Raw genomic sequence first — 25,847 nt, 5'->3', positions numbered from 1 at the left:
CAGAATATTTAAAACCCCCCACTGTGTAATAGCCTTGTACGAACCAATCATTAAGTGGCATGTCTTTTGCATATTAATATATCAGTATATCAAAACACATAGTGAGGTCGCCATGTCAGTTATTAAAGTTGTTCTTGCAGGGATCATGTTAGTAGCAGGCCTGTCTTCTCAGGCAGCAATGGCTAAGGAATGGAAAGAAATCCGCATTGCTACAGAGGGTACGTATAAACCGTTTAGCTACATTGCCAATGGCAAACTGACAGGCTTTGATGTCGATATTGCTAATGCACTATGCGAAAAGATGAAAGCCAAATGTAACATCGTGTCGCAGGAGTGGGATGGCATGATTCCGGGGGTGATGTCTGGCAAATATGATGCAATCGTGGCAAGTATGTCCATTACCCCTGAGCGTCAGAAGAAGATAGATTTTACTGACAAGTATTACGCCACTCCGGCCCGCTTTATCGCGACTAAAGACAGTGACATACAAGAAACCACACCAGCTTCACTGAAAGGCGTGACTGTTGGTGTGCAGGGCTCGACCTCTCAGGCGACCTATCTCGAGGACAACTTCAAAGATACCGACGTCAAAATGTATAAAACCGTCGACGATGCCAACATGGATCTTGCTAACGGTCGAATCGATCTCGTGTTTTCCGATGCTGCAATCCTCTCTGACTGGATGAAGTCTCCTGAAGGGGCATGCTGCAAATTTGTGGGTGGTGATGTTCGCGATGAAAAATACTTTGGCGTAGGAAAAGGCGTAGGCGTGCGTAAATCCGATGCGGACCTGCGCGATCAGTTCAATGCGGCAATTAAAGCCATTATTGCTGACGGAACCTTCGACCGAATCAACAAGAAATATTTCGACTTTTCGATTAAGTAAAGCCTGTTTGTAAGCAGAAGGTACCGTATGGGTGAATACCTGAATTATCTGTCATTCGGGAATGGAGGATGGGCGAAGCCCATCCTGTCCGGAGCACTGTTAACAATTGAACTTGCGGTTGCAACGCTGCCGTTTGGTCTGGTTATAGGGCTGCTGCTGGCAAGCGGAATGTTAAGCCATAAAAAATGGGTGCAACGATTTTGCATTGCCTATGGCACGATTTTCCGTGCACTTCCGGAGCTCCTGACCATCTTTATTATTTTCTATGGCTCGCAGCTCGCGATTAAGATGGCATGCGATTTTATCGGTTGGGAAACACCACAGATTAATGGTTTTATTGCTGGCCTGATTGCGCTGGGCGTCGTGTTCGCAGCTTTTTCGTGTGAAATCTTTTATACCGCATTAAGAGCAATCCCACAGGGACAATATGAGGCGTCTTACGCGCTGGGATTGTCTGCGAGGACGAGTTACTTCCGCGTAACGCTTCCTCAGTTATGGAGAACCGCTCTGCCGGGTCTTGGCAATGTCTGGCTGGTGCTGCTGAAAGATACCTCGCTGGTTTCCGTAATTGCGCTGTCAGACCTGATGCGACAAACCTATATAGCGGTAAATTCGACAAAAGAGCCTTTTTTCTTTTACGCGCTCGCATGTGCCGTTTATCTGGTATTTTCCTCTGTATCAGGACTCATTCTGAGTTTCCTTGAGCGCAGAGCCAATCGCTTTTACGCCAGGGGGTAAGTATGTTTGAGCTTTTACAGGAATACGGTCCCCGCATGCTGAACGGTCTTGGCATTACCTTTCAGATAGTACTGACATCAGTTTTTGCCGGTGCGATCCTGTCAATGTTAATCCTGATGCTGCGTATGTCTGGCTCATCGATACTGAAGTCAGTTTCTCTTGCTTACATCTACTTTTTCCGTGGCACACCGCTACTGGCCCAGACATTTTTGGTTTACTACGGCGCAGGTCAGTTCAGGCATGAATTACAGGGGCTCGGTTTATGGTGGTTCTTCCGTGAAGCTTACTGGTGTACCGTTTTCACATTTACGCTAAATACAGCGGCTTATCAGGCTGAAATCTGGCGCGGTGCGATCCAGTCGGTTCCAGGTGGTCAGCATGAAGCCATTCATGCATTAGGAATGACACGGACCTCCGGTTTTCTGAAAATCATTCTTCCTCAGGCCTCCATTGTCGCGTTGCGCCCTTTGGGAAATGAGCTGGTACTGATGATGAAGTCATCAGCAATCGCCAGCACCATCACGGTTATGGAAGTGATGGGAACCACCGCGCTTGCCTTTTCACGCTCTTTCGATTTCCAGGTTTATTTATGGGCAGCAATTATTTACCTGGCCATTGTAGAAATCATTCGCCGCCTGGTATTGAAAATCAGTAACCGTCTGACAAGACACATGGTCAGGGCCTGAAGGTCCGGAGAATAAAATGACTGATAAAGAAAATCACAAACTTATCGTGCAGTTTCATGGCGTCAATAAATGGTATGGCGATTACGCCGCGCTGCGGAATATTGAGCTCTCTGTCAGCAAAGGTGAGATAGTCGTTGTATGCGGCCCGTCCGGAAGCGGGAAATCAACGCTCATTCGCTGTGTGAATGGACTTGAAAAATATCAGGAAGGCAAGCTGGTCGTAAACGGTACCGATTTAGGCGTGACGCGATCAGGTGATGACAAAGTCAGATGTGAAACGGGTATGGTTTTCCAGAACTTCAATCTTTTCCCGCATATGACAGCCCTTGAGAACTGCATGCTGGCTCCCCAGTCGGTATTGAAAGTGTCGAAAAACGAGGCTCATGAGCGTGCAGTTAAATTTCTGAACAAAGTCGGCATGTCTCATAAGATGAGCCACTATCCCAGTCAGCTGTCAGGCGGCCAGCAGCAGCGCGTCGCGATTGCTCGTGCGTTGTGCATGACACCCCAGGTTCTGTTGCTTGATGAACCAACTTCAGCACTCGATCCTGAGATGGTGAAAGAAGTACTGGATGTTATTTTATCACTGGCCGAAAGTGGAATAACCATGATGTGCGTCACACACGAAATGGATTTCGCCAGAAAAGCAGCTGACAGAGTTGTATTTATGGATAAAGGACAAATTATCGAAATTAACTCGCCGGATGAATTCTTTACTAACCCGACATCCGAACGAGCAAGACAATTTATTGGGCAGATATCACATTAATATAAAAAGAGGCGACAGCCTCTTTTTTATTACCCGAGCAAATGACGCAATCCTTTTTTTGAATCCAGACGGGATAAAATGGCATCATCTTTTTCAAAATAATGCCGGTGCTTATCGAGCAGGATCATAAGGCTGTCATATACTTCAAGATTAACAGTCATCAGCTCTTCGGCTGAAGTTTCATCTCCGCGACGAACAGCATGGTACAACGCTTCATGCTCATTGATCACTGATTCATAGTGTTGTTCCACTGTGAAAGCCAGCCTGCGAACCCGATCAAGATGCCCGGTACCACCGTGCAGCGTCAGCCATATTTCTGGCATGTTAGCGCACTTTGCAATCAGCTTGTGAAACTCATCATCCAGTGCAAAGAAATAGCTCGTGTTAGCATTTATAGCCGCGAAGCGCTGTCGGTTAATAATTTCATCAAATTCAATATTATACTCAGGTCGGTAGAACCGTGCGGCAAGTTTCGCAATCCGGGGTTCAAGAGATTCACGCAGGAACTGACCGTCAAGCACTAGTTTTATGTCGATGGGGCTGACAATAGTGCCCTGGTTTGGTCTGACAATGATGAGATTCTGACTTGCAAGAGCCAGAAGCGCTTCACGAACGGGAGTTCTCGAGAGGCCGAGTTGAGCGGCAATCTCTTTTTCCTGAATCACTTCACCGGGGGGAAGACGCATCGCAATAATGGCATCACGCATCAGAGTGAAGATTTGCATAGTCTTTGGTAACCGGTGATCAAGCATCTCAGCTGAAAACAGAAAACTCATTGAAATTCCTCATAAACGCCCACTGTCGTGAGATTCACATTTGTCTGCCAATATATCACGAAATGGCGGGTCAGTAATCCGTATACATACGCAATTCTTCTTATAAATCACCCTGTTATTAGCATTTCCCTTTATATAGTAATGCATGGCCATTCTGTTTTCTTATAACGCTCATTTTAACTAGCGCATCAGGCCAAGACAGCTTTATTTAAACTTACTGATATGCCAATATATCAGTTAACAATTCATTGATGGTAACCGGCATGGCAGACAACATTTCAATGGAAGCGGAAGCGACCAATGCGCTGACAGCGCAGCAGAGCGATATTGACTGTGACTTTGCAGCAGACGTTCTTCTTGAGCACTACGGCATTCGCGGTGAAGTCCGCAAATTGCGTAGTGAAAGAGATCAAAACTTTCTGGTTGAAAGCGCGGATGGCGCTAAGTTCACGATTAAATTTGCCCATCCAGGTGAAGAACGGATGGTAAGCAATTTCCAGACTGAGCTGATGCATCACATCAATCTTCGTGCCCCTGGCCTGCCGATTCAACAGGTCAGAGCAACGTCAGACGGTCGTTTTGAACTCATTCTTGATTGCCTGGGGCAAATGCGTACGGTCAGAGTCGTTACTTATCTTGAAGGTAAGCTAATGGCACAGTCACCTGCGACTAATGTACAGAAATATAATCTTGGCAGCATGGCTGGGCTCGTCACCAGTGCTCTTTTGGATTTCAGTCATCCCGCTCAGGATCATGTGCTGCTCTGGGATGCTCAACATGCATCATCGCTGCGCGAATACATGAAAGTGATTGTTGCACCTGCTCGCCGTGCCATGCTGGAGTTTTGTCTGGATAACTTTGAATCACGCGTTAAGCCACTTCTTCCCTCGTTACGTAAGAGCGTTGTTCACAACGATATGAACGGCGACAACGTGCTGGTTGATCCACAAAATACTGACGAAATAGCCGCAATTCTTGATTTTGGTGACGCCGTCTGCACAGCGATTGCCATTGATGTTGCGGTGGGAGCCACTTATCAGATGGGAACCGGCGAGCGCTTGCTTGATGGCGCTCTCGCCTACCTTCGAGGCTACATAGCACAGGTTCCGCTTCAGGAAGAGGAGATCAACATTATGTTCGATCTGTTCCTCACCCGCATGTTTGTCCGAATTGTCATTACCGAATGGCGTGCACGTCAGTTTCCGGATAACCGTGAATATATTCTGAGAAACACCGCAACCAGCTGGGCACAGCTGGAACAGTTATTGTCTCTGCCGTTTGAAGAAACTCGCTCCCTCATTGAATCAGCCTGTAAGGAATAACTATGTCACAGTCATTTTCTCCCACTGCTGGTATGCAGAATGGGTTTGATATTGCCCGTGTGAATGAGCTCAATACTCGTGAACGTGAAATCGTGTCACGCCGCGAATCACTGCTTGGCCCATCCTATAAGCTGATGTATGAACATCCGGTTGAGTTTGTGCGTGGCGAAGGCGTGTTCCTCTATGATGCCGAGGACAATGCCTATCTCGACTGCTATAACAACGTGCCTTCAGTCGGCCACTGTAATCCGGCAGTGGTTGAGGCGGTCTCCAGCCAGATTGCCACGCTCAATACTCACACGCGTTACATGAGCGAAAACATTCTTAACTATTCTGAGCAACTGCTGAATACCTTTGAGCCTGAGCTCGGCCACGTCATGTATACCTGCACGGGAAGTGAAGCTGTTGATCTTTCCCTGCGTATCGCCAAGTTCTATACCGGTGGTACCGGCATTATCGTGACTGATTATGCTTATCACGGTATCACCACAACAGTGGCAGCTATCTCAACCACTATGGGTAAATACGTCCCGGTTGATCAGCATGTTCGTACGGTCCGTGCTCCTGACGCCTATCGAGCCGGTGAAGGCGTGGATGTGGCGCAGCGACTGGCTGATGATATTGAAGCAGCGATTGCAGATATGGCACGCCACGGGATCAAATTTGCGGGGTTCATTGCAGACAGCATTTTCTCCACCGATGGACTACTGACCACACCTGCTGGCTTCCTTAAAAAAGCGATTGATGTCGTGCACAAGCACGGCGGCGTTTACATTGCCGATGAAGTGCAGCCTGGCTTCGGGCGTACCGGCTCGCATATGTGGGGTTATCAGCGCCACGGTATTAACCCTGATCTGGTGGTTATGGGCAAGCCAATGGGTAATGGCCTGCCAATCGCAGCGGTTGTTGCCAGACCTGAATTGCTGGCAGATTTTGGCCGTAAAGTTCGCTATTTCAATACCTTTGCAGGGAATCCGGTCTGTATTGCTGCAGCACAAGCCGTACTGAACGAAATACAGAACAAAAACCTGATGGAGAATTCACACCTTTTGGGTGATTACCTTCTGAATGGTTTCCGTGTGATTGCTGAAAATTATACCCAGATTGGGGATGTACGTGGCGCGGGGCTTTATCACGCGATTGAGTTCGTTAAAGATCCTGACACTAAAGAGCCAGATACCGGATTAACACGTAAAGTTGTCAGTGAACTGCGTGAGCGCCGTATTCTTATCAGCACAACGGGTAAAGGAGAGAACAGCCTGAAAATTCGTCCGCTGCTGACATTCAATCAGGATAATGCGGATCTGCTGCTTAACCAGTTCGAAGACACCCTCAAAGCAGTTATCAGGTAAGGAACAGTCTGTGGCTCTCCGTCATTTTTTTATCGTCATTCTGGTTGTTGCAATCTGGGCATTTAATGTTGTGGCTATCAAGCTGGGCGTGACGGAGTTGCCTCCGCTCTTTATGACATTTCTACGTTTTATAGTAGTGTCCGCAGTAGTAGTTCCTTTTGCCAGAGTCACCAGGGAACAATTCAAGACCTTGATGGTACTGGCATTTACATTTGGGTTTATGCACTTTTCTTTGTTGTTTGTGGGCACGCGTTATACCGATGCGGGAACCGCAGCAATCGTGGTTCAGCTTGGTACGCCCTTCGCAATGATCATGGCCGCCGTTGTGCTTAAGGAAAAGTTGAGTTTTATACAGGTAATGGGCATTGCAATTTCATTATCAGGCGTGTTCTTCCTGGCTGGCAGTCCTTCATCCGCCTCAATGCTGGCTATGGTATTGCTGCTGACCAGTGCAACTGGCTGGGCACTCACAAACATCATAGTTAAATGCTCAGTGCCGATTCACCCACTGACGATGGCGGGATGGCTTTCCTTTCTGGCGATTCCTCTAGTTGCGCTGGCATCGTTCATTTTTGAAACGGGTCAGTTTGCTGCTATTGAGAATGCAAGCTGGCGCGGCTGGTTCGGTGTTTTTTACAGTGCGATAGGATCATCCGTTATAGCTTATTCATTGTGGTACTGGCTATTAAAAAAATATCCGGTGAACAAGGTCATGCCTTACTCTTTACTCAGCCCGGTATTTGCTATTTTCTTTGGTGCTTTATTTCTCGGTGACAGCCTCAACGTCTGGAAAATGTCAGGAGCCACGCTTATAGTCGGCGGAACTTTTCTGGCCCTGGTTAATCCAGTAAATATTTTAAGGCGTTATAAAGCAAGACTGGCTAACTAAATACTGCTCAACATTAGGGTGATGCTGCCAACTTACTGATTTAGTGTATGATGGTGTTTTTTTGGTGCTCCAGTGGCTTCTGTTTCTATCAGCTGTCCCTCCTGTTCAGCTACTGACGGGGTGGTGCGTAACGGTAAAAGTACTGCCGGACATCAGCGCTATCTCTGCTCTCACTGCCGTAAAACATGGCAGTTACCGTTCACATACACCGCCTCTCAACCCGGTACGCACCAGAAAATCATTGATATGGCCATGAATGGCGTTGGATGCCGGGCAACCGCCCGCATTATGGGCGCTGGCCTCAACACGATTTTACGTCACTTAAAAAACTCAGGCCGCAGTCGGTAACCTCGCGCATACAGCCGGGCAGTGACGTCATCGTCTGCGCGGAAATGGACGAACAGTGGGGCTACGTCTGGGCTAGATCGCGCCAGCGCTGGCTGTTTACGCGTATGACAGGCTCCGGAAGACGGTTGTTGCGCACGTATTCGGTGAACGCACTATGGAGACGCTGGGGCGTCTTATGAGCCTGCTGTCACCCTTTGACGTGGTGATATGGATGACGGATGGCTGGCCGCTGTATGAATCCCGCCTGAAGGGAAAGCTACACCTAATCAGCAAGCGATATACACAGCGAATTGAGCGGCATAACCTGAATCTGAGGCAGCATCTGGCAAGGCTGGGACGGAAGTCGCTGTCGTTCTCAATATCGGTGGAGCTGCATGATAAAGTCATCGGGCATTATCTGAACATAAAACACTATCAATAAGTTGGGACCATTACCGCAGGCATGAAGCTAATGGTTTTATTTCTAAGGCTTTCACTTTTGTACTGGTTGTAACATATCCGCCAGAGGAATGGTTCTTTTGAGTTGAATTCTTTGAGGTGGATGAGGTATCAACAAAGGAATCGATGCTTAAGCTTGAGGTGCATAGGCATGAATTGATATTTAAAGGCATGTACCCTCCGTATAAGACTGACTGTCAATGAAAGGGGAAATAATAGCAAGAAACAGAGCCTATCATATAAGTGTTTCACCCCGAACAAGACAGTAGGAGCGAATTTTTCCCACCATGATCGGGGAAGACCCATATATATACAGTGCGCATTTAACATAAGATAGATTACACGAACTAACAAATTGATTTAATTATGTTTTTTCATATTCGATTACCTCCAGGGTTCATGGCGCGCCGTATCCTGAGACTGGCTGAGAATACGTATGATCGTAACCACTGAATGTGATGGCACAAAATAGATCATGTGCTGTTCCACCGGCAGCGAGCAGATATTTTCGCCAAGCTCCGCGCGATGCGTGCCAATATCATGCATGGCCAGCACGTCAAAAACCGCTGCTATACGGCCGATATACGCATCCGCCTGAACAATCCCGAACTGTCGGAAGCTGTAGTCCCAGATTGCTTCCAGATCTTCTTCTGCTTTGGGTGTCAGCTCAATCTCTTTCATTTGCCACCCTGGCCCTGACATTATTCAGGAATGCATCCTTGTTCCATGGTTTCGCTTCGCCGCTGCTGATACCTTCGACCAGCAGATCGCGCAGTTCCTGAAGGCGTGATTCGGCCTGCTTCTCGCGCAGTAAACGCAGCGCGTCACGCATGACCTCGCTCTGGGTTCGGTAATCACCGGCCTTAACCAGGGAATCGATAAATTCACGCAGCTCGTCGCCCACGTCCACCGTCATCGTTCGGGCCATAGCCCCTCCGTTTCTTAATGTAAGATTTGTTCTTACATCATTATATCAGCTTACTCCCCTGCTTCCATCTCCGGCATGTTAGCCAAAATACACCGGCTGTAGTCTGGAGATCCGACTTAATAAGTTTTCGGATCTCAGTGGAAACAGACAAAATAAAACCGCATTTTTACTGGGCGCGTACAGGTTAAACCCGTACATTTACAGTTTGTGAACGTACGCGAATGTAATAAAACCAGATAAACGAAACCAAGTGAGTCCCCCGTGGACATGAAAGACCAACGTATTGAACTCCGTCTTCCTCAGCAGCAACTTGATGAGCTGGATAATTTCATTAACAACATTGACGGTCAGTATAAGCCGTCCCGCTCGGATGTTCTGCGTTCGTTTATAGCGCAGGGTGTTCGCGGGAAATTTACTCCGGCCAGCCAGGAAGCGGAGATGTTTCCCCTGTCAGCGCGCCTGAACATCTTTTTCCAGCTCTGCCAGTTGCTGCGTATGGAGTGCGGTAAAGACGGACGTTCTGTCCAGCCTATCAACCCCACTTATGGCTATAACAATCGTGTCGCCAGTACTGTCACAGCAGAAGCTCTGGTGCGTCAGGTTTATCTGCAACGCATGACATGGTTCTTTGAGCTCGATGCCGTGCACCTGAAAGCCATTAACCCTAACCTGGGCCAGGACATGATTGTATCCCTGATGAATCCGCAGCCCAGTCCGGTGATCTGTAATACCCTGGACAGCGTGATAGCGCTTCGTGAAATGTTCTCGAATATCAGCATGGTACTTGCCGCGGCCGAGAAAACAGTGAACGATTGGAATGACCAGAAGACCCGCGACGCGCTGGCCCGCATTCAGGGCTATGTAGAAGACAACGGACTGCAGTTAACTTTCAAGGGGTATCCTGACACAGAAGACTATGCGCTGCAGATTGACATGTGGTCGCTGCTTAACTGGATTGATAACGGACAAGGTGATCACCGCATCGGCGATTACGGTCTGAGTAATGACAAGGATCTGACAGATAAGTACGCCGTCATGCTTGAGGTGTACCAGAATATCCGCAGTAACCATCAGTTCGATCTTAACGGACTCGAACAGATGGTGAAGAGCCGTCAGTTCCACATGATCTGAAAATGAGAGCGGCTTGATTCTGCATCAGAACGGAAAATCGTCATGACCAGAGGCGGTGTCCCATAACTGAGTTATAGTACCGGCTGGTTCTGAAGTCCGCGGAGTATAGTGGTATGTGCTCCGCCTGACGGCATCAGTGGAGTATTCAAACCGGGCTGCCCGTATACCGTGAACGCTGACAGAATCGAGATCTATCTCCAGAGCAGGCTCCCGTGGGTCGTCGGGAAGTGAAAGGTCAGACAGATCATGCCTGGCTGGAGGAGGATCTTCCTGAGCAGAGATAACATCTGTCACACAGATATCAGTCTCCCATTCGTCTTCGGCATACTGATGGCCATATCTGATCATGCAGTCATCCTTTGCCGGTAGCGTCATAAAGGCGACACGGGAGGCTTTATGGAACAACACAACGTTGTACCGTTCCTCCTGATCCGCCCCCGGCAACTGCACGGACGGATACAGGATACCGTCAAGATTAAAGCGGAGAGGATCTGCCAGGTATTCAGCGATGACCTGAGTTGGTATATAGCTGAAATCTTCTTCGCTAGGCAGAACCGGCTCGACAATCCGGCTGGTAAATGTGGACAGGAATGCGGCCTGCTCACGTCTTTTTATGTAGTCCGGATCAAGCAGACTTCCGCTCTCCAGAACACTTTCAAGCGCCGGCAGGTTCAGGAGACGGAGCGACCGGATAAGACTGAACTTCGCGCACACCACTTTGCAGCCTACCGGTGGACGTATCTCAGATATAGCCGTATCGACTGAACTGGCACCATAGAATACCGAAATGCCCTTTGCACTCATACGGTTAGCGCCGCTGAACTGATGCGGCGGCGGACCTAACTCTTTGTCCGGCGTCACAAGTATTTGCTCCAGCTCATGATGATTCCGGCACCACCGGGCACGGTACAGTGACGGGATAGCTGTACCTGGTCCAGCGTCAATGATCACAGGTTCTTTTCCACGGGCGCGCATTGTCTCTACCCCCTGGAATATACCGTCCAGGGTGGAGCTCACGGCATTATTGATGAAGCGTGATTCTGTTTTCAGGGAGGTAACAAAATTTATCCACATGGAATCGAGACGGCCGGTACTGATCTGTTTGCGTTCTGCGTAACAGGACTCGCGGGCAAACTCGGTCTCAAGTCCCATCACATCGGAATCAAAATCTGAATGTCTGTATTCGAGCAGCTGCTGAATATCGTCTGCGAGTGCACGACGAGACTGGAGCAAATCTTCAATGAGCTGCACTACATTCTCCCCCTCACGGAACCACTCATAACCGTCAATATGACGAAGACTGGCATACTCCATATCGTTCGGTTCAGTGTCAGTCCGGTAAAAATGAGCTTCAATAGCCTTTTCTGTCAGGTCGCATACCTCCTCCAGGGAAAAACAGGTGTGAATCTCATCGCAGTAATCACAGGTTTGTATACGTCCTTCTTTCTCGACCCTGTGGCGTAAAAATTCTTCGCCAATACAACAAGCACAAACCCAGCGCTGCTCTGACTCTTCCACATTCATAAAAGGCTTTCTCCGAGATAATACTCTGCTCAGGAAGTGTACCAGACGTAACCTGACTTATATTTCCGAATTAGCCAGAAATCGGATCTCAGGAGTAGGAGGTACACGATTAATGGAAAAGGTATAAAGAGCCATAAGAAACATAAAAAAAAGAATATATATGGTTATCAGAAATGCTTGTTGCTGTTAGAAATTTTCCAGGTTATTTTTTTTAAAACCGTTTGCAAACGGTTTTTTAAAAAGAAGACAATCCATGTGGCAGGACTTACATAAATGAACGCAAAATCATCACCTGAACGCGGCAGGATAAAACGCGTAACTGCCCAGAACAGTGGGTTCACTGAAATTAAACTGATCGCGCGCTCAGATCAGGACCGCCTGGAGATTGAGAAAATGAAATATGACCAGTTAGTACGATTCATCCATCAACAGCCGGCGAATGCCGAGCTTGCACCACCGGTACGCAAAGCTGTACTGGAGGCTCTGGGGTTAAAGGGTTCCCCCCTGTATGCCACCACTCATGGTGCCATGAGCCATATCATTACCACCATGATGGACTATGGCATGACGGCCCAGGTGGTACCGGCCGTCCAGATCTACAGCGCCTGTTTCCCGACCAGCCTCAACTACGTACTGAAATCCTTCCCGGGTAAGGTGCATAACTACCTGTGCCGGCATGGCGATGCCTCTTCGGTGGTGACCTGGACTGAGCGGAACCCGGACTGGGGCGATCGCATCATTGCCAGCGTCCTTGACGGTACATTCGATGCCGTTCTTTACCAGATGCGCACCGCCGTCGGGGCCATGACGCTTAATCAGCCAGTCCTGACCATGCTTCGCCGTCTGAAGGAAGATGCCAGGGGGATTAATGCCGGTGCGCAGGAACAGGCACAGCAGATCCTCGACAAGGCCCCGGAGACGCTTATCCAGTCACCCCGCCAGTGGGATACCGACTGCAATGCCCTGCGCGCGTTTATCCTGTATTTCCTGCTCGTTGATCTTGAAAAACGCTACGGCGATATGGCGTGTGGTGAACGCACCTTTGAGATCCCGTTCTACGAGTGGCAACGTGAAGTCGCTGAAATGCCGGCGACCGGTGTTGTGTCGTTTAAGGAAGACTCCGAACTGGCTGAAGAGTATGACTACGGGCTGTGCATTGGCTGGCGTTACGATAAGTGGGAGCAGTTTTTCTACCAGGCCGCACTCGGGGCCGTTTATCTACTGAACCCCCGCGTCGCCCCCAGGGGTACGCTGAAAACCTCGGCTCTTGAGCCGGGTATGGCCATCCGTTACGCAGAGGACATGCTGGAAAAATACCTGCCGTATACCGGACGTGCTTTAGTGGACAGTCCGGTCGGGACGGGCAATATGTTTGATCGTGCCTGCCGTGCTGCACGCAAGCTTCCGGATAGTCTTCTGCGCCAGATCCGCGAAGAGTTTGGCAGCTTCGGTACCATCACAGATCCGGTGCGGTTTGCAGACATGACATCTGACTTCCTCACTCCGGATGAGGCCCGCCTGCTCAGCAGTGATTTTCTTCACGACTAATATGTACCCCTTCAAAAAAGGTCCCTCCGGGGGCCTTTTTTTATTTCACCATGACTCCAGCACCGAACTTCGCTGGACTACGCCTCAACCTGATACAACAGATTTATCAATAACTTAGGCGGATTCATCATATGCCGGTGCTTTCTGAAACTTGACCCGGCTTCCACCCGCTTGGCTCCCAACAGGCTCCTGGAAATCGGGTCTTCCGAGGAGTCATCATGGCGAAAATCAAACTCACGAAGTCCGCAGTCGATGCGGCACAAACCCAGGCGCAGCCAGTCGAACTGCGCGATACCCTAGTTCCTGGCTTCCTGTGCAAGATCACCCCGGCAGGCCGCAAGGTGTTCATGCTCCAGTACCGCACGAACGCCGGAGAGCGGCGTAAACCTGCCCTGGGTCTGTACGGTGAACTGACCGTCGAACAGGCCCGATCGCTGGCGCAGTGGTGGAGGTGCGCGGTTCCTCCGAGGTACGGGCGGCCGACAGGAACATTGCCGCGCTGGCGAGCGATGGCCTGTATCGCACCGATCATCATCTGGCGATCGAGCAAGGACGAGCCAAGCCTGGCCGCGATCCGCAGGAAGTCGTCGCGGCCCACGTCCGCCGACTGGAAGCCCTGCGCCGGGCTGGGATTGTGGAGCGCGTGGTCGATGGTTTGTGGAAGGTACCGGACGACCTGCTGGAGCATGGCCGCCAGTACGACGCCCAGCGACTGGGCAATGTAGCGGTGGAGCTGAAATCGCATTTGCCCATCGAGCGACAGGCTAGGGTGATCGGCGCGACCTGGCTCGACCAGCAACTGATCGGCGGAGGCAAGGGGCTGGGCGACCTCGGCTTTGGTGGCGTTGTCAAGCAAGCCTTGCAGCAGCGCGCCGACTTCCTCGAAGAACAGGGGCTGGCCGAGCGGCGCGGGCAGCGCGTGATTCTGACGCGCAACCTGCTGGGCGCGCTGCGCAACCGGGAGCTGGCGCAGGCAGCCAAAGACATTGCGGCCGAAACCGGCCTGGAGCATCGCCCGATGGCGGATGGGCAGCGCGTGGCCGGTGTCTACCGGCGCTCGGTCATGCTGGCGAGCGGGCGCTACGCGATGTTGGACGACGGTATGGGATTCAGTCTGGTGCCGTGGAAACCCGTTATCGAGCAAAAGCTGGGGCAACGGGTCGCAGCGACGATGCGCGGGGTAAGTGCGTCGTGGGAAATCGGAAGGCAGCGTACCCATTCGATTGGGTAGCGTGCAGGCGTTCTCGCAAGCGCACAAATGTCCCGCCAGTGCTTTCTTAAACCATCAATTTATCAGATGAAATCAATCTTTATTCATCTGATAAATTGCTCAACAATAGCGTTATCGCCAAGCACGACGCCTCACTCGAAAGAAGGGAGGCACAACGTTGGCAGAACGTCATTAAACAGAACAACGGAAGGAATGCTTCATGAAGCAAGTGCAACTGATTTGGGCGCATCCGCGCGCCGACTCTCTGACCGCCAGGGTCGCTCAGGCGATCACTGAGGAACTGCAACAGCGCGGCTGGAAGGTCGCCGAGCTGGATCTGTACCGCACCGGGTTTAATCCGGTACTGCAGCCCGTCGATGAACCCGACTGGGCCGATCCCGATAAAGCGTACTCCTCCGAGGTCATGAGGCTCGCCTCGGATCTGGCCGGCAAGGACGCGGCGTTCATTGTGTTCCCGATCTGGTGGTACTCGACTCCGGCCATTGTCAAAGGCTACATCGACCGCGTCTGGAACCATGGCATCTTCTACGGCAGTGGCCGCAGACTGCCGTTCGATAGCGTGCGCTGGATCGCCCTGGCCGGCGAGTCCGAAGCCTCGTTCACCAAGCGCGGTCTGGACAAGAGCATGACCCACCTGCTCAATGTGGGGATCGCGGGCTTCTGCGGTGCCAAGGACAGCCAGGTTCACATCCTCTACGACACCCTGGGAGAGCAGGCAACGGATCTGCCTGCCCATCACGCGGCGCTGCTCGTGCAGGCGCGTCGCATGGCGGCCGATTGGGCCGAGGCACAGCCTGGCGCCTGACCATTTTCAATGGCGAGGCTTGTGGCCTTGCCGTGTTTCAACAATTTCAACAAGATAGTGTTTTCTGATGATGGATCTGACAATTACCAAGGCCACTGTGGCCGATGCCCGAGAGGCTGTACGCCTGATCGCACTAGCAGATGAAGATGCAGTAATGGCGATTTCTGGCCAAGCCACCTTGGCCGACGCGCTCGCCCGGTACGAACAGGATTTCACGCGCACCGATGTGTACTTCGGCTACGAAAACGTGATCGTGGCGCGCAAGGGAACTCTCGTGGTCGGATGTATCCTGTCCTTCAAGGGAACAGACGAGGATCGCTACGCGGCCCTCGACAGCCAGGGCGGGGAGTTTCCCAGGGAATCGGATGACGACGAGATTTACATCGACTCGCTCGCGGTCGATCCGGACCACCGTGGCGGCGGTATCGCCAAGCAATTGGTGCGCGCCGTCATCGAGCAAGCGGCTGCGCAGGGTTTCACCAAGGTTAGCCTGTTGGCCGATGTGGCCAAGCCGCATTTGGGCAAGCTCTACCGCAGCCTGGGTTTTGTCGAGGTCAAGCGCATGCGCTACCTGAACGACGAGTACGAGAAACTGGTTTTTGACATGGTGCAGGCCAACACATCGCAGGGATACGCCATATGACAGAGGGCATTCCGACCCTCACATTGCCATCAGGCCAAGCCGTGCCGGTTCTGGGCCAGGGCACTTGGCACATGGGCGATATCAACGCCTCCCTCGGTCAGGAAGTCGCCAGTCTGCGCCATGGGCTCGACCTGGGCATGACACTGATCGACACTGCCGAGATGTACGGCGATGGTGCCTCCGAGCGCGTTGTAGGCGAAGCGATCCATGCACGCCGCGAGCGGGCTTTCGTCGTCAGCAAGGTACTGCCACAGCATGCTACGCCACAGGGAATTCGTGCGGCCTGCGAGCGCAGTCTGCGCCACCTCGGTATTGAGCGGATCGACCTCTACTTGCTGCACTGGCGCGAGGACGGGACGTCACTGGCGGATGTGGTCGTTACCTTTGAGGCGTTGAAAGCCGAAGGACGAATATCCGCCTGGGGTGTATCCAACTTCGACGTCCCGGACATGGAAGATCTGCTGGCGGTTCCCGGCGGCGATCAGGTCGCAGTTAACCAAGTGCTCTACAACCTGTCCCACCGTGGCATCGAGTTTGACTTGCTGCCCTGGTGCCTGGCGCGCGGGATCGGAGTCATGGCCTACTCGCCGCTGGACGAAGGTCGGCTGCTGCACCATAAAGAACTGGCACGCTTTGCGCAGGCCCGCGGCCTGACTGCAGCGCAAGTGGCGCTGGCGTTCGTACTGGCGCGCCGTGGGGTCATCGCCATCCCGAAGGCGGGAGCCGCCGGCCACACCCGCGACAACCGCGATGCGCTGTCGATCCGGTTCGGTGCCTCGGATCTCGCACAGCTCGATGCGCTGTTCCCTCCGCCGCAATGCAAGATGCCGTTGGAGATGATTTAGCCCGATGACCATACCGCAGAACAAGCAGGCATTGCTAAAGGCGATTCGCACCGCACACGAGTAGTTGGCCGCCGACCTCGCCTGCGTGCCGCCCGAGCGCGCCCGTGAGACACACTGGAGGGCCATGCGAAAGGCACGCAAATGAGCGTCGCCGACTTGGTGGCCTACCTTGTCGGCTGGAATCTGCTAGTGCTGATATGGTGCGATGGCAAGGTTAGGGCTTGCCGGTCGATTTTCCTGAAACGGGCTACAGATGGAACGCGCTGGGAGAGTTGGCGCAGAAGTTCTACGCCGACCATGCCAGCATTCCCTGCGCCGAGTTGCTGCAGCAGTTCGCAGGTGTATAAACCAGCGTCTTGACCCCTCGCCGAAGGGCAAGGCGATGCGTCGCCGTACGGCACCCCCTGGTACGAAAGGTACACCCAAGAGCGAGTGATCCATCTCATCACCTCTTCCCCTCATCAATTCGCGAGGACGGCTGCGCGAGTGGAAGAAGACCAACGAGCTCGGGTAAGTGGTCGTCTAGGCACCTCAACGAAACAGTGTGCTGTGGTTGCGATCATTCGTCCACGGTCTGCCCAGCGTCAATTGCGCGGCGACGCCAGCCATGCTGCATGGGTGGGAGACCATCGTCCGCGAGGGAAAGCGGGAAGCTGCTTCTTACGGATTAGTTTGTGCCTGATGAATCAATTCCGCGAAGCGGGTCTGCACCCACTGCACGGTCAGCGTCGGGTGCCAGCCCTGACACCACAGCATGCGCACCGACAGCGGAGGTAGCGCGAGCGATGGGCAATGCAACTGCTTTAGTGGCTTGCGATAGGCCTGGTAGGTGCCGATGTTGATGGGCAGGATGGCCCAGCCCAGGTCATCGGCCACCATCTCGGCGATGCTGTAGAAACTGTCCGAGCGCCACAGACGGGGGCTGTAGGCGGTTTCCTGTACGTCCTCGGCTTCGAGGATGAGTTGGCGGTACCTGGCCAGATCCTTGCGCTGGACAGTTTTGAGTCGCGCCAGGGCATGCCCTTCGGCCACGAAGGCTCCTTGCGGCACGGCGCCGATGTAGCGCTGATCGAAGCAAGCCGGTAGTGCGCCACGCACGAAATGAAAGGCGATCTGAGCCCGCTCCTCATCCACGTAGCTGGCTACTTCGGTGGCAGTGCCATTGAGCAGGGTGAGATCCAGGTCGGGAAAACGCGTGGCGATCTCGCGAATCAAGGCGCTGATTGCGGCATAGGGCAAGGCTTCGTCCAGCGCCAAGGTCAGCGTGGCTTCGCTACCGCCGTGCAGGGCGCGTGCGCGGTTGTCCAGGGACTCGGCCTGGCGTAGCAACTCGCGCGCTTCCAGCAGCAGCACTTGCCCTGCATCGGTGAGCTGCGCGTTGCGCCGTGAGCGGTCGAACAATTCCACACCCAGGTCGGCCTCCAGCAGGCCAATGGCGGTGCTGACCGCCGATTGGGCCTTGCCCAACTGCCGAGCAGCCGCACTGAACGAGCCGCTGTCGGCGGTCGTCACGAATTGGCGAAGTTGATCCAGTGTCCATTGCATATGGAAATTCTATCAATTTAGTTGATGAAATCCAACTTTATTAATCTCTATAACAGCTGAAAAATGCGTGGATCGGCTCGCATTTTCGGGCCACTCGCACGACTTAGGCAGCGCCGTTGGCTGCTTTGCTTGGACTGGCGTACGCAGTTCGCTTGGCTTAACAGGCGAACTGCATCTACGGCTCCTGCGCCGACTGCTCAGCAGAAAGAGGACATATGAAACATACGATGAAACCGGCTTTAACACCCCTGCGGCGATGGGCCTTGCTCGCTGTCGTGGGCATCGGTCTGCTGATGGTGGCACTGGACATCACCATCCTCTACACAGCGCTCCCGTCATTGGCGCGCGAACTGCACGCGACCAGTGCGCAGGGGCTGTGGATCATCAACGCCTATCCGCTGGTGACCGCAGGCCTGCTGCTGGGCGCCGGCACACTGGGCGACCGCATCGGCCACCGTTCGATGTATCTGGCCGGCCTGGTGATCTTCGGTCTCGCCTCGTTAATGGCGGCCTTGTCGCCCACACCTGACGTGTTGATCGCGGCCCGGGTCTTCCAGGCCGTCGGCGCGGCCGCGATGATGCCGGCCACGCTGGCGCTGATCCGCATTGCCTTCGAGAACGAGCGCGAACGCAATTTGGCGATTTCGGTTTGGGCGAGCCTGTCGCTGGTTGGTGCCGTGCTCGGCCCGCTGCTTGGCGGTGTGTTGCTGCAGCACTACTGGTGGGGCGCGATCTTCCTGATCAACCTGCCAATTGTCGTGCTGGCCATCGCAGGCACCTGGTTGGTGGCACCTCGGCACAATCGACTGCACGATGGCGTGGCCCGCCCGTGGGATGGCGTGTCCTCGTTGCAGGTGTTGGTGGCGTTGTCTGCGCTGGTGGCCGCGATCAAGGAATGCGCCGCGCCTCAGCAATCGTGGCCACTTGCACTGGCGCTGCTGGTCATGAGCGCAGGGGCTGCGGCACTGTTCATTCGCCGGCAGTCCCGGCTGGCGTATCCGCTGCTCGACTTCTCGCTGTTCCGCAATCCGGCCTTCACGGCAGGCGTGCTGGCCGCCGCCTTCGTGACCTTCGCCACGGGCGGCCTGCTGCTGAGCATCGCCCAGCGTTTTCAGTGGGTGGCGGGGTTCACGCCGCTGCAGGCAGGACTGCTGGTGTCGGCGATCTTTCTGGGTACGCTGCCCAGCGGCTTGCTGGGTGGGGCCTTCCTGCACCGGGTCGGTCTGCGCTGGCTGCTTTCGGGTGGCTTGGCCGTGGGGGGACTGGGTGTGCTGCTGGCGGTGTTCGGACAGCCGTTCGGCCTGGCTGGGCTGGTCACTGGCCTGGTGGTGGCTGGCAGCGGTCTTGGCGCCACGATCTCGGTGGCCTCCACTGCCATCGTGGGCAACGCGCCCGCGCATCGCGCCGGCATGGCCGCCTCCGTGGAGGAAGTCGCCTACGAGTTCGGCAGCCTGTTCGCCGTTGCGGTACTGGGCAGCCTACTGGCGGGCCTGTACTCGGCCACGGTGCAACTCCCCCCTGGCGTGCCAGAGGCGGCACGCCAGGGCATGGCCGAGGCGCTGGACATCGCCAAGGGCGCGGGGGCCGCTGGGGGGGCACTGTTCGAGGCCGCGGCCCAAGCATTCGACCATGCCTACCAGCGGGTGATGGTGGCCGCTGCCGTGTTGCTGTTCATCGGTGCGCTGGTGACGGCACACTTGCTGCGCTGCTACGGGCCAGGCACCGCGTCGGCCTCGGCAGTGCACTGATCGCATGAGGCATCCCTGATGGCTATCCGCTCAACGCTTCAACCCTGGCTGTTTCTTCTGGCGGCCGTCGCTTCGGAGGTCGCGGGTGTGAGCACGATGAAGTTGGTGGCGCAGGAACATGACTGGGGTGCGCTCTTGTTCATGTACGCCATGATCGGCCTGTCGTTCGCGTTTCTCGCAATGGCGATGAAACAGATTCCCATGGCCGTGGCCTATGCCACCTGGGAGACGTTGGGACTGTTGGCGATTGCGTTCATTGGCTACCGCTACTTCGGAGAAAGCATGAGCGCGGGCAAGTTGCTGGGCATGAGCGTGCTGATTGTTGGGGTCGTTCTGGTTTGACCTGCTCCCCGTTGATTAACACACCCCGATGTTAGTAATGTCTTGATAAGCCACATGAGGACATACCCATGAAGAAGCGTTTTTCCGACGAACAGATCATCAGTATTCTTCGCGAAGCGGAAGCCGGGGTTTCTGCCCGTGAGCTCTGCCGTAGGCACACCATTTCCGATGCCACTTTCTACACCTGGCGCAAGAAGTTTGGTGGCATGGAAGTTCCTGAGGTGAAGCGGCTTAAATCTCTTGAAGAGGAGAACGCCCGCCTCAAGAAGCTGCTTGCCGAAGCCATGCTGGATAAGGAGGCGCTTCAGGTGGCTCTGGGGCGAAAGTACTGACGACAGACCACAAGCGGGAAGCCGTTAAGTTTATGTGTGATGCGACCGGTCTGTCGCAACGTCGTGCCTGCAGGCTTACTGCTTTGTCTCTGTCGACCTGCCGCTACGAGGCTCAGCGTCCGGCGGCTGATGCGCATTTATCAGGGCGCATCACTGAGCTGGCACTGGAGCGCAGGCGTTTTGGCTACCGCCGCATCTGGCAGCTGCTGCGTCGGGAGGGCCTTCACGTCAATCACAAGCGGGTATACCGTATTTACCACCTTAATGGACTGAGCGTAAAACGCAGACGACGCCGTAAAGGGCTGGCAACCGAACGGTTTCCGCTTCTGCGCCCGGATGCGCCGAACCTGACATGGTCGATGGATTTCGTTATGGACGCACTGGCCAACGGTCGGAGAATCAAGTGCCTGACCTGTGTGGATGATTTCACGAAGGAGTGTCTGACGATCACCGCTGCTTTCGGTATTTCAGGCGTTCAGGTCACGCGTATTCTGGACAGCATCGCGCTGTTTAGGGGCTATCCGGCGACAATAAGAACCGATCAGGGCCCGGAATTTACCTGCCGCGCGCTCGATCAATGGGCCTTTGAGCATGGTGTGGAACTACGGCTTATCCAGCCAGGTAAGCCAACGCAGAACGGATTTATTGAGAGTTTTAACGGACGCTTTCGCGATGAGTGTCTGAATGAACACTGGTTCAGCGATATTCTTCATGCCCGGAAAACGATTAATGACTGGCGGCAGGATTATAACGAGTGCCATCCCCATTCATCGCTGGATTACCAGACACCAGCTGAATTCGCAACGGACTGGCGAAACAGGAAATATGAAGAAAAACCAACCGACATTACTAACTGAAGGTTGTATCTAATCCTGGGGGCAGGTCATTGAAGCCCAATGGAGCGGAAATGTACGCTAAGAACCTAACTGCACGATTTTGGCGTTGTTCGTCAGGTTTACGTTGATTTGATTACCGGGTTTATTAACACTGAAAGTACCTGAAACCGCATGGCTACTGGCATCAACGAAAAGAGTAAACAAAATCCTCGTTTTCTTTACTCGTCTGACCGCTCAAAAAATGTACTTCTCGTACGTTCTCGTCCGGTTGGCCTTCAACCCCCACCGATAAATAACCGTCAATACGGCGCTCACTTAACGCTTACCTGATTTTATGGCGTGCCGATTACGGATTTTGTTGCTAACCTGCTTTGGCTTTTAACCTCAAACACAGCTCTTATTTGAAAAAGGAATATTATGATGGATTTTGTATATGCCCATAACACTGCAATTGGCTTTTTGCTGTTGTTTGTCAGCTTAGTCTCGCTAGTCACTGTTGTTGCTGGGGAGCATGAAACTAAGCCTGCCATCGGTCTATATTGCGCTTTTTTCGTCTTTTTAGTGGCTGGCATTCTTCTGGTTGGGCGTTAAGCTCGACATTAGCATCATAGCCTGATCGTGATGGTTGATTAACGTGGCGGGGATGTGCAGCGTATCTTCTTTCCCTAAACGAAAAAACCCGCGTTCTCAGGCGCGGGCTTTGACGGGCTAACCAGTTTTCTCAGGACTGATTAGCCAGGTAGCGTGTTCTAGGGGAACAACGTCACCAAATCAGTGATCTCAGTGTAGCCGCAGTTAGGCGCATACTTCAAGACCTCTCGACCTATTCCCCTGCATGAACACGCTACCGCATAGGCTGTTGCCTTTTAGCGGCGCTTTGCCGTGTCTGACGAACTGGAAGCATGAGTTTGTCATAGTCGGGGTTTGAAGCCCAATGGAGCGGAAATGTACGCTTGGCGTTGTTCGTCAGGTTTACGTTGATTTGATTACCGGGTTTATTAACACTGAAAGTACCTGAAACCGCATGGCTACTGGCATCAACGAAAAGAGTAAACAAAATCCTCGTTTTCTTTACTCGTCTGACCGCTCAAAAAATGTACTTCGCGTGCGTTCTCGTCCGGTTGGCCTTCAACCCCCGCTAACGGCCAGTACCATTTCAACTGAGGTTGGTGACGGGAAGCAGTACGGTAGTAGTCGTGATTTTACTGCGGCAACAGGGCTGGTACCCGTCAGTACAGCACTGGTGGCCGGACAACATTGCTGGGCATCAGCAAACGAGGTAACAAAAAGATTCGAACATTGCTTTTAGTCAAAAAAATGCAGACTCAGCTGCATTTTGCGCATGCGCAAAACATTTAGTTCCTGTGCTGATATCGCGTACCTGGATTATCCGTTCCCCTTAATTGCCGTGAGTAGAAGTTATCGAGGTTGTTAACCGCCTTTCGCGGATCTAAATAAGGTACATTATTCCAGTCAACGGGATGGCTAACGCCAGCCACATCATCATCATTGAGGTTTTTTTTAGCATTAGTTTCAGCAATATCCCGCCTGAATTCCCGCCAGATATGCTTCATGTCATCAATAAAGTTTCTGGTCCAGTTTTTCATTGCGACCTCCCGTACACAATGGTTTGTCTCTCAGATTTTAATTCTCCAATCATAAAATATCCCTACACTTCGTATATCACTTAACTGTTACATACCTGATGGTGGCATTCAGCGCTTATAGAGCCTAATCCAATCGATGGTCTCGATAAACTGGTCGTTATCCAGTTCCGCGCAGTTCGAAAAAATTGCTTCAGCTACGCGTCCCTGACACTTTTCAGTTGTTGAGCCGATACCTGCTACGCCACCCATACCTTGCTGGCCGTTGTCGGTAAGCACCTGTCGTCCCGTTGATGTGACAAACTGTTGAGCCTTTATTTCCTTCGTTGTATCCCTGTATTAACGCCTGGCTGTTGTCTCAATATACCAGGTCATATCCCGTGCAGCCAGCAGAACTGGACCGCAACTGCGATATCGCAAGGGCGTTAACTCAAAAGCGATAGCCTCTGACGCAAAATCATTCCGTTACGCCTCGCGATCGGTTAAATAATACGTTTAACGTAAAAAAACTCCGGTCTCCAAACTGCCTCCTGTATCTTCAGATAAATTTAAGTCCCATAACGGGACAAAAAACTTGAAGTAGTCCTAAAATGGGACTATCTTCATGACATGAAGATAATCGCTATCAAGAGACTGAGGGATTTCTGGACGGCGAATCCCGATGCAGAGCAGCCGCTAAAAGCCTGGGTAGATGAAGCCAGTAAAGCTGAATGGAAAACTCCGGCAGAAATCAAAGAACAATACCGCAGCGTCAGTATTCTGAAAAACAGGCGAGTGGTTTTTAATATTAAGGGAAATGACAATCGATTAATTGTTGCGATTGCATATCAGCGAGGATGGATGTTTATCAAATTCATTGGTACGCATAAAGAATATGATAAAATAGATGCTGAAACTGTCAGCCTGGAGTAAACCCTATGCAGATTAAACCAATTAAAACTGAACAGGACTATGAAGCCGCGTTACGCGCTGTAGGGCCTATGTTTGATAACGAGCCTCCTGCTGATACCCCGGAGGGAGACTTTTTCGAAATCATGTGTGTGCTGATTAATGAATACGAAAATAAACACTTTCCTATCGAAGCCCCGGACCCGATTGAAGCTATTAAATTCAGGATGGTACAGCAGGGGCTGACGGTAAAAGATCTTGAGCCGGCAATTGGAAAATCTAACCGGGTCTATGAAGTGCTTAACCGCAAACGTAATCTGACGCTGCCCATGATCAGGAAATTACATTCAATGTTTGGCATACCTTTAAAAAGCCTCGTTGGAGGATAAGCCGAGTTGAAATTTACGAGCTTAATACCCGCAGGTTATGCAACCGGGGATAATAAATAATGAAACGGAAGTTCTGCTCACTGGTCCTGTTCGTTGTGGCGTTTTCGGCCAGTGCAGATATCAGCGGCCGGATTGTGCGCGTGCTGGACGGGGATACCGTTGAGATACTTGATCCAGGAAATCGACTGACGCGCGTTCGCCTGGCTGGCATCGATGCGCCGGAAAAGAGCCAGCCCTTTGGTCAGCGTTCACGTCAGGAACTCTCATCGATGGTGGCTCAGCGGCCCGTAACCGTCACGGGAAGTGAAATGGATCGCTATGGACGCCTGCTGGGTACCATATGGCTTGGTATGACGGATGTAAATGCCGCACAGGTACGCAAAGGCCTGGCCTGGGCATACCGGTACCACGGAAAACCCGTCCGGCCAGACTACGCTGTTCTGGAGGCCGAAGCCCGCCGTCAGTCAGTCGGACTCTGGTCAGAACCGGGTCAGACAGAGCCCTGGCGCTGGCGTAGTCTGCATCAGGATGGGCTAAAAAAGAATAATGATTAAGGAGATTTCTGAATGACGTTAAAATTGACAGAAAGCAAGCTGGAAAACCTTGTAGATACTTTAAATGCCATTATATGCGGTGAAGTAAATATTACGCGTGAGCAGCGTGAAAATATGGTCAGGACGGTTGCAATTCTGGGAGGGTTAACGGAGCGGCAGCGCCTCATCACTGCGGAAAAAGAAGCTAAAAAGCAGGTAAAAGAAGAAAAGGAAAAAAAACCACGCCTTCCGGATGAAGTGTTTCCGCGATCAGGAAAACCGTGGGCACCGGAGGACCTGGACCTTATTCATTCGATTATTGCTGATATTCCGGATGACAGAATCGACGATCATATACTCTGGCTGTCGAAGAAACTGCAGCGCACCCCTTATGCCATCACCCTCAAAATTGTCAGTGAAGGCCGTATGAATGAGGAATGGGCTAAAGGGTGGAAGCCTGCCGCAAAATCTATTCGTGAAGATTTCGCTCTGGTCAGGGAGAAAATTTCAGCAAATAATACAGATAATTCATGAGCGATCGCCACATATATAAAAGGGTCGATAAATTGGCCCAGATTTTGGGCGCTAATATGAATTTTTATTAGGAATTTTCCTACTCCGCTAAATATAATATTCATGCAGCCGATAATAAGAGTGTAAGAAAGGGGGCGGTGTGAACGATTTTCATAATTTAAGTATTTGTATTCAGAATAAGGATGTGGCAGGCGCAATGCGCGTGCTGCGTGATAAATCAGAATTTGCAGTGCGCAA

At 52.3% G+C, this 25,847-nt stretch carries 28 protein-coding genes and 4 pseudogenes; 25 read left to right on the top strand and 7 right to left on the bottom strand.

Features of this window, described 5'->3' with window-relative positions; translation table 11 throughout:
* Positions 1–112: 112 nt before the first annotated feature.
* From A6013_RS21780 to A6013_RS21765, 4 genes are read left to right on the top strand one after another with little or no spacing between them, the layout of a single operon-like run.
* Positions 113–886: a lysine/arginine/ornithine ABC transporter substrate-binding protein gene (locus tag A6013_RS21780; RefSeq protein WP_023345557.1), complete on the top strand. Its 774-nt coding sequence runs from the start codon at positions 113–115 to the stop codon at positions 884–886.
* A 27-nt stretch (positions 887–913) separates the two neighbouring features.
* Entirely contained in the window at positions 914–1,624 is a 711-nt protein-coding gene (locus A6013_RS21775) for an ABC transporter permease (RefSeq protein WP_023345556.1), read from the top strand.
* Positions 1,625–1,626: 2 nt separating this feature from the next.
* On the top strand, positions 1,627–2,310 hold the full coding sequence (locus tag A6013_RS21770) for an ABC transporter permease (RefSeq protein WP_023345555.1): 684 nt from the start codon (positions 1,627–1,629) through the stop codon (positions 2,308–2,310).
* Between the two features lie 16 nt (positions 2,311–2,326).
* Complete coding sequence (locus A6013_RS21765) at positions 2,327–3,079, top strand: amino acid ABC transporter ATP-binding protein (RefSeq protein WP_023345554.1); 753 nt, start codon at positions 2,327–2,329, stop codon at positions 3,077–3,079.
* A 29-nt stretch (positions 3,080–3,108) separates the two neighbouring features.
* Here A6013_RS21765 and A6013_RS21760 read toward each other — a convergent pair whose 3' ends face one another.
* Positions 3,109–3,855, bottom strand: a complete 747-nt coding sequence (locus A6013_RS21760; protein WP_023345553.1) for a GntR family transcriptional regulator — start codon at positions 3,853–3,855, stop codon at positions 3,109–3,111.
* A 263-nt stretch (positions 3,856–4,118) separates the two neighbouring features.
* Here A6013_RS21760 and A6013_RS21755 point away from each other — a divergent pair, with 263 nt between their 5' ends.
* The 4 genes and pseudogenes from A6013_RS21755 (at position 4,119) to A6013_RS25510 (ending at position 8,187) form a co-directional block, all read left to right on the top strand.
* A complete protein-coding gene (locus A6013_RS21755) occupies positions 4,119–5,177 on the top strand; it encodes a phosphotransferase (RefSeq protein WP_048978452.1) in 1,059 nt (352 codons plus the stop codon).
* 2 nt (positions 5,178–5,179) lie between these two features.
* Positions 5,180–6,529, top strand: coding sequence for an aspartate aminotransferase family protein (locus A6013_RS21750; protein WP_023345551.1), 1,350 nt, complete (start codon positions 5,180–5,182; stop codon positions 6,527–6,529).
* 10 nt (positions 6,530–6,539) lie between these two features.
* Positions 6,540–7,418 carry a DMT family transporter gene (locus A6013_RS21745; protein WP_023345550.1) on the top strand — a complete coding sequence of 293 codons (879 nt, stop codon included), beginning with the start codon at positions 6,540–6,542 and terminating at the stop codon, positions 7,416–7,418.
* A 72-nt stretch (positions 7,419–7,490) separates the two neighbouring features.
* Positions 7,491–8,187 (top strand): annotated as a pseudogene (locus A6013_RS25510) (IS1 family transposase).
* Positions 8,188–8,588: 401 nt separating this feature from the next.
* Here the strand turns inward: A6013_RS25510 and A6013_RS21730 are convergent.
* A complete protein-coding gene (locus tag A6013_RS21730) occupies positions 8,589–8,885 on the bottom strand; it encodes a type II toxin-antitoxin system RelE/ParE family toxin (protein WP_023345548.1) in 297 nt (98 codons plus the stop codon).
* A complete protein-coding gene (locus tag A6013_RS21725; RefSeq protein ID WP_023345547.1) occupies positions 8,872–9,132 on the bottom strand; it encodes a type II toxin-antitoxin system ParD family antitoxin in 261 nt (86 codons plus the stop codon). Before A6013_RS21725 ends, A6013_RS21730 begins: the two co-directional genes overlap by 14 nt.
* Before the next feature lie 267 nt (positions 9,133–9,399).
* On the opposite strand from A6013_RS21725, the gene A6013_RS21720 reads away from it, so the two are divergent.
* Positions 9,400–10,263 (top strand): hypothetical protein, encoded by an 864-nt coding sequence (locus tag A6013_RS21720; protein ID WP_069733756.1) that lies wholly within the window; start codon positions 9,400–9,402, stop codon positions 10,261–10,263.
* A 24-nt stretch (positions 10,264–10,287) separates the two neighbouring features.
* Here A6013_RS21720 and A6013_RS21715 read toward each other — a convergent pair whose 3' ends face one another.
* Entirely contained in the window at positions 10,288–11,787 is a 1,500-nt protein-coding gene (locus A6013_RS21715) for an RES family NAD+ phosphorylase (protein WP_069733755.1), read from the bottom strand.
* A gap of 273 nt (positions 11,788–12,060) precedes the next feature.
* Between A6013_RS21715 and A6013_RS21710 the strand changes: the two genes are divergently transcribed.
* The 7 genes and pseudogenes from A6013_RS21710 to A6013_RS27915 all read left to right on the top strand — a co-directional run bounded on the left by A6013_RS21710 (position 12,061) and on the right by A6013_RS27915 (position 17,206).
* Positions 12,061–13,335, top strand: coding sequence for a hypothetical protein (locus A6013_RS21710; protein WP_069733754.1), 1,275 nt, complete (start codon positions 12,061–12,063; stop codon positions 13,333–13,335).
* A 218-nt stretch (positions 13,336–13,553) separates the two neighbouring features.
* Positions 13,554–13,796: pseudogene (locus tag A6013_RS25505) on the top strand (Arm DNA-binding domain-containing protein); the annotation flags it as partial.
* A pseudogene (locus tag A6013_RS21705) lies at positions 13,772–14,566 on the top strand (DUF3363 domain-containing protein); the annotation flags it as partial. The pseudogenes A6013_RS25505 and A6013_RS21705, both read left to right, overlap by 25 nt.
* A gap of 199 nt (positions 14,567–14,765) precedes the next feature.
* Positions 14,766–15,371 (top strand): NAD(P)H oxidoreductase, encoded by a 606-nt coding sequence (locus A6013_RS21700; protein ID WP_069733753.1) that lies wholly within the window; start codon positions 14,766–14,768, stop codon positions 15,369–15,371.
* 67 nt (positions 15,372–15,438) lie between these two features.
* The gene (locus tag A6013_RS21695) at positions 15,439–16,014 is read left to right on the top strand and encodes a GNAT family N-acetyltransferase (RefSeq protein WP_023345543.1); all 576 of its coding nucleotides are present in this window, start codon (positions 15,439–15,441) and stop codon (positions 16,012–16,014) included.
* The gene (locus tag A6013_RS21690) at positions 16,011–16,859 is read left to right on the top strand and encodes an aldo/keto reductase (RefSeq protein ID WP_023345542.1); all 849 of its coding nucleotides are present in this window, start codon (positions 16,011–16,013) and stop codon (positions 16,857–16,859) included. Before A6013_RS21695 ends, A6013_RS21690 begins: the two co-directional genes overlap by 4 nt.
* Before the next feature lie 221 nt (positions 16,860–17,080).
* Positions 17,081–17,206 (top strand): ClbS/DfsB family four-helix bundle protein, encoded by a 126-nt coding sequence (locus A6013_RS27915; protein ID WP_217629449.1) that lies wholly within the window; start codon positions 17,081–17,083, stop codon positions 17,204–17,206.
* A 313-nt stretch (positions 17,207–17,519) separates the two neighbouring features.
* On the opposite strand, the gene A6013_RS21680 is transcribed toward A6013_RS27915, so the two are convergent.
* Positions 17,520–18,404 (bottom strand): LysR family transcriptional regulator, encoded by an 885-nt coding sequence (locus A6013_RS21680; RefSeq protein ID WP_023345541.1) that lies wholly within the window; start codon positions 18,402–18,404, stop codon positions 17,520–17,522.
* Positions 18,405–18,619: 215 nt separating this feature from the next.
* Here A6013_RS21680 and A6013_RS21675 point away from each other — a divergent pair, with 215 nt between their 5' ends.
* The 5 genes and pseudogenes from A6013_RS21675 to A6013_RS25490 form a co-directional block, all read left to right on the top strand.
* Complete coding sequence (locus tag A6013_RS21675; RefSeq protein ID WP_023345540.1) at positions 18,620–20,152, top strand: MFS transporter; 1,533 nt, start codon at positions 18,620–18,622, stop codon at positions 20,150–20,152.
* Between the two features lie 18 nt (positions 20,153–20,170).
* Positions 20,171–20,494, top strand: coding sequence for a multidrug efflux SMR transporter (locus A6013_RS21670; RefSeq protein WP_023345539.1), 324 nt, complete (start codon positions 20,171–20,173; stop codon positions 20,492–20,494).
* A gap of 68 nt (positions 20,495–20,562) precedes the next feature.
* Positions 20,563–21,683 (top strand): IS3 family transposase gene (locus tag A6013_RS21660; RefSeq protein ID WP_102863715.1). Its coding sequence is split into 2 segments (ribosomal slippage): positions 20,563–20,821 and positions 20,821–21,683, totalling 1,122 coding nucleotides; the frame shifts between segments, so codons are not numbered across the junction.
* A 396-nt stretch (positions 21,684–22,079) separates the two neighbouring features.
* Positions 22,080–22,253, top strand: a complete 174-nt coding sequence (locus A6013_RS27330) for a hypothetical protein (RefSeq protein ID WP_155404430.1) — start codon at positions 22,080–22,082, stop codon at positions 22,251–22,253.
* Positions 22,254–22,797: 544 nt separating this feature from the next.
* Positions 22,798–22,970 (top strand): annotated as a pseudogene (locus tag A6013_RS25490) (transposase); the annotation flags it as partial.
* 47 nt (positions 22,971–23,017) lie between these two features.
* On the opposite strand, the gene A6013_RS21655 reads toward A6013_RS25490, so the two are convergent.
* Positions 23,018–23,269, bottom strand: coding sequence for a hypothetical protein (locus A6013_RS21655; RefSeq protein WP_023345536.1), 252 nt, complete (start codon positions 23,267–23,269; stop codon positions 23,018–23,020).
* Between the two features lie 108 nt (positions 23,270–23,377).
* Positions 23,378–23,584 (bottom strand): hypothetical protein, encoded by a 207-nt coding sequence (locus A6013_RS27635; protein ID WP_032638108.1) that lies wholly within the window; start codon positions 23,582–23,584, stop codon positions 23,378–23,380.
* Positions 23,585–23,875: 291 nt separating this feature from the next.
* Between A6013_RS27635 and A6013_RS21645 the strand changes: the two genes are divergently transcribed.
* Genes A6013_RS21645 through A6013_RS21630 form a run of 4 tightly spaced genes read left to right on the top strand, consistent with a single transcriptional unit; the run spans position 23,876 to position 25,610 of the window.
* Positions 23,876–24,178 (top strand): type II toxin-antitoxin system HigB family toxin, encoded by a 303-nt coding sequence (locus A6013_RS21645; RefSeq protein WP_023345535.1) that lies wholly within the window; start codon positions 23,876–23,878, stop codon positions 24,176–24,178.
* A gap of 5 nt (positions 24,179–24,183) precedes the next feature.
* A complete protein-coding gene (locus tag A6013_RS21640; protein WP_023345534.1) occupies positions 24,184–24,543 on the top strand; it encodes a type II toxin-antitoxin system HigA family antitoxin in 360 nt (119 codons plus the stop codon).
* A gap of 59 nt (positions 24,544–24,602) precedes the next feature.
* Positions 24,603–25,097 carry a thermonuclease family protein gene (locus A6013_RS21635; protein WP_023345533.1) on the top strand — a complete coding sequence of 165 codons (495 nt, stop codon included), beginning with the start codon at positions 24,603–24,605 and terminating at the stop codon, positions 25,095–25,097.
* A gap of 12 nt (positions 25,098–25,109) precedes the next feature.
* Positions 25,110–25,610 (top strand): hypothetical protein, encoded by a 501-nt coding sequence (locus A6013_RS21630; RefSeq protein WP_023345532.1) that lies wholly within the window; start codon positions 25,110–25,112, stop codon positions 25,608–25,610.
* Positions 25,611–25,847 lie beyond the last annotated feature (237 nt).

The organism is Enterobacter sp. IF2SW-B1, from assembly GCF_001743375.1.
Taxonomy (GTDB): Bacteria; Pseudomonadota; Gammaproteobacteria; order Enterobacterales; family Enterobacteriaceae; genus Enterobacter; species Enterobacter bugandensis.
Note: the sequence above shows the minus strand (reverse complement) of the source record. Positions and strands in the feature narration are given on the sequence as shown.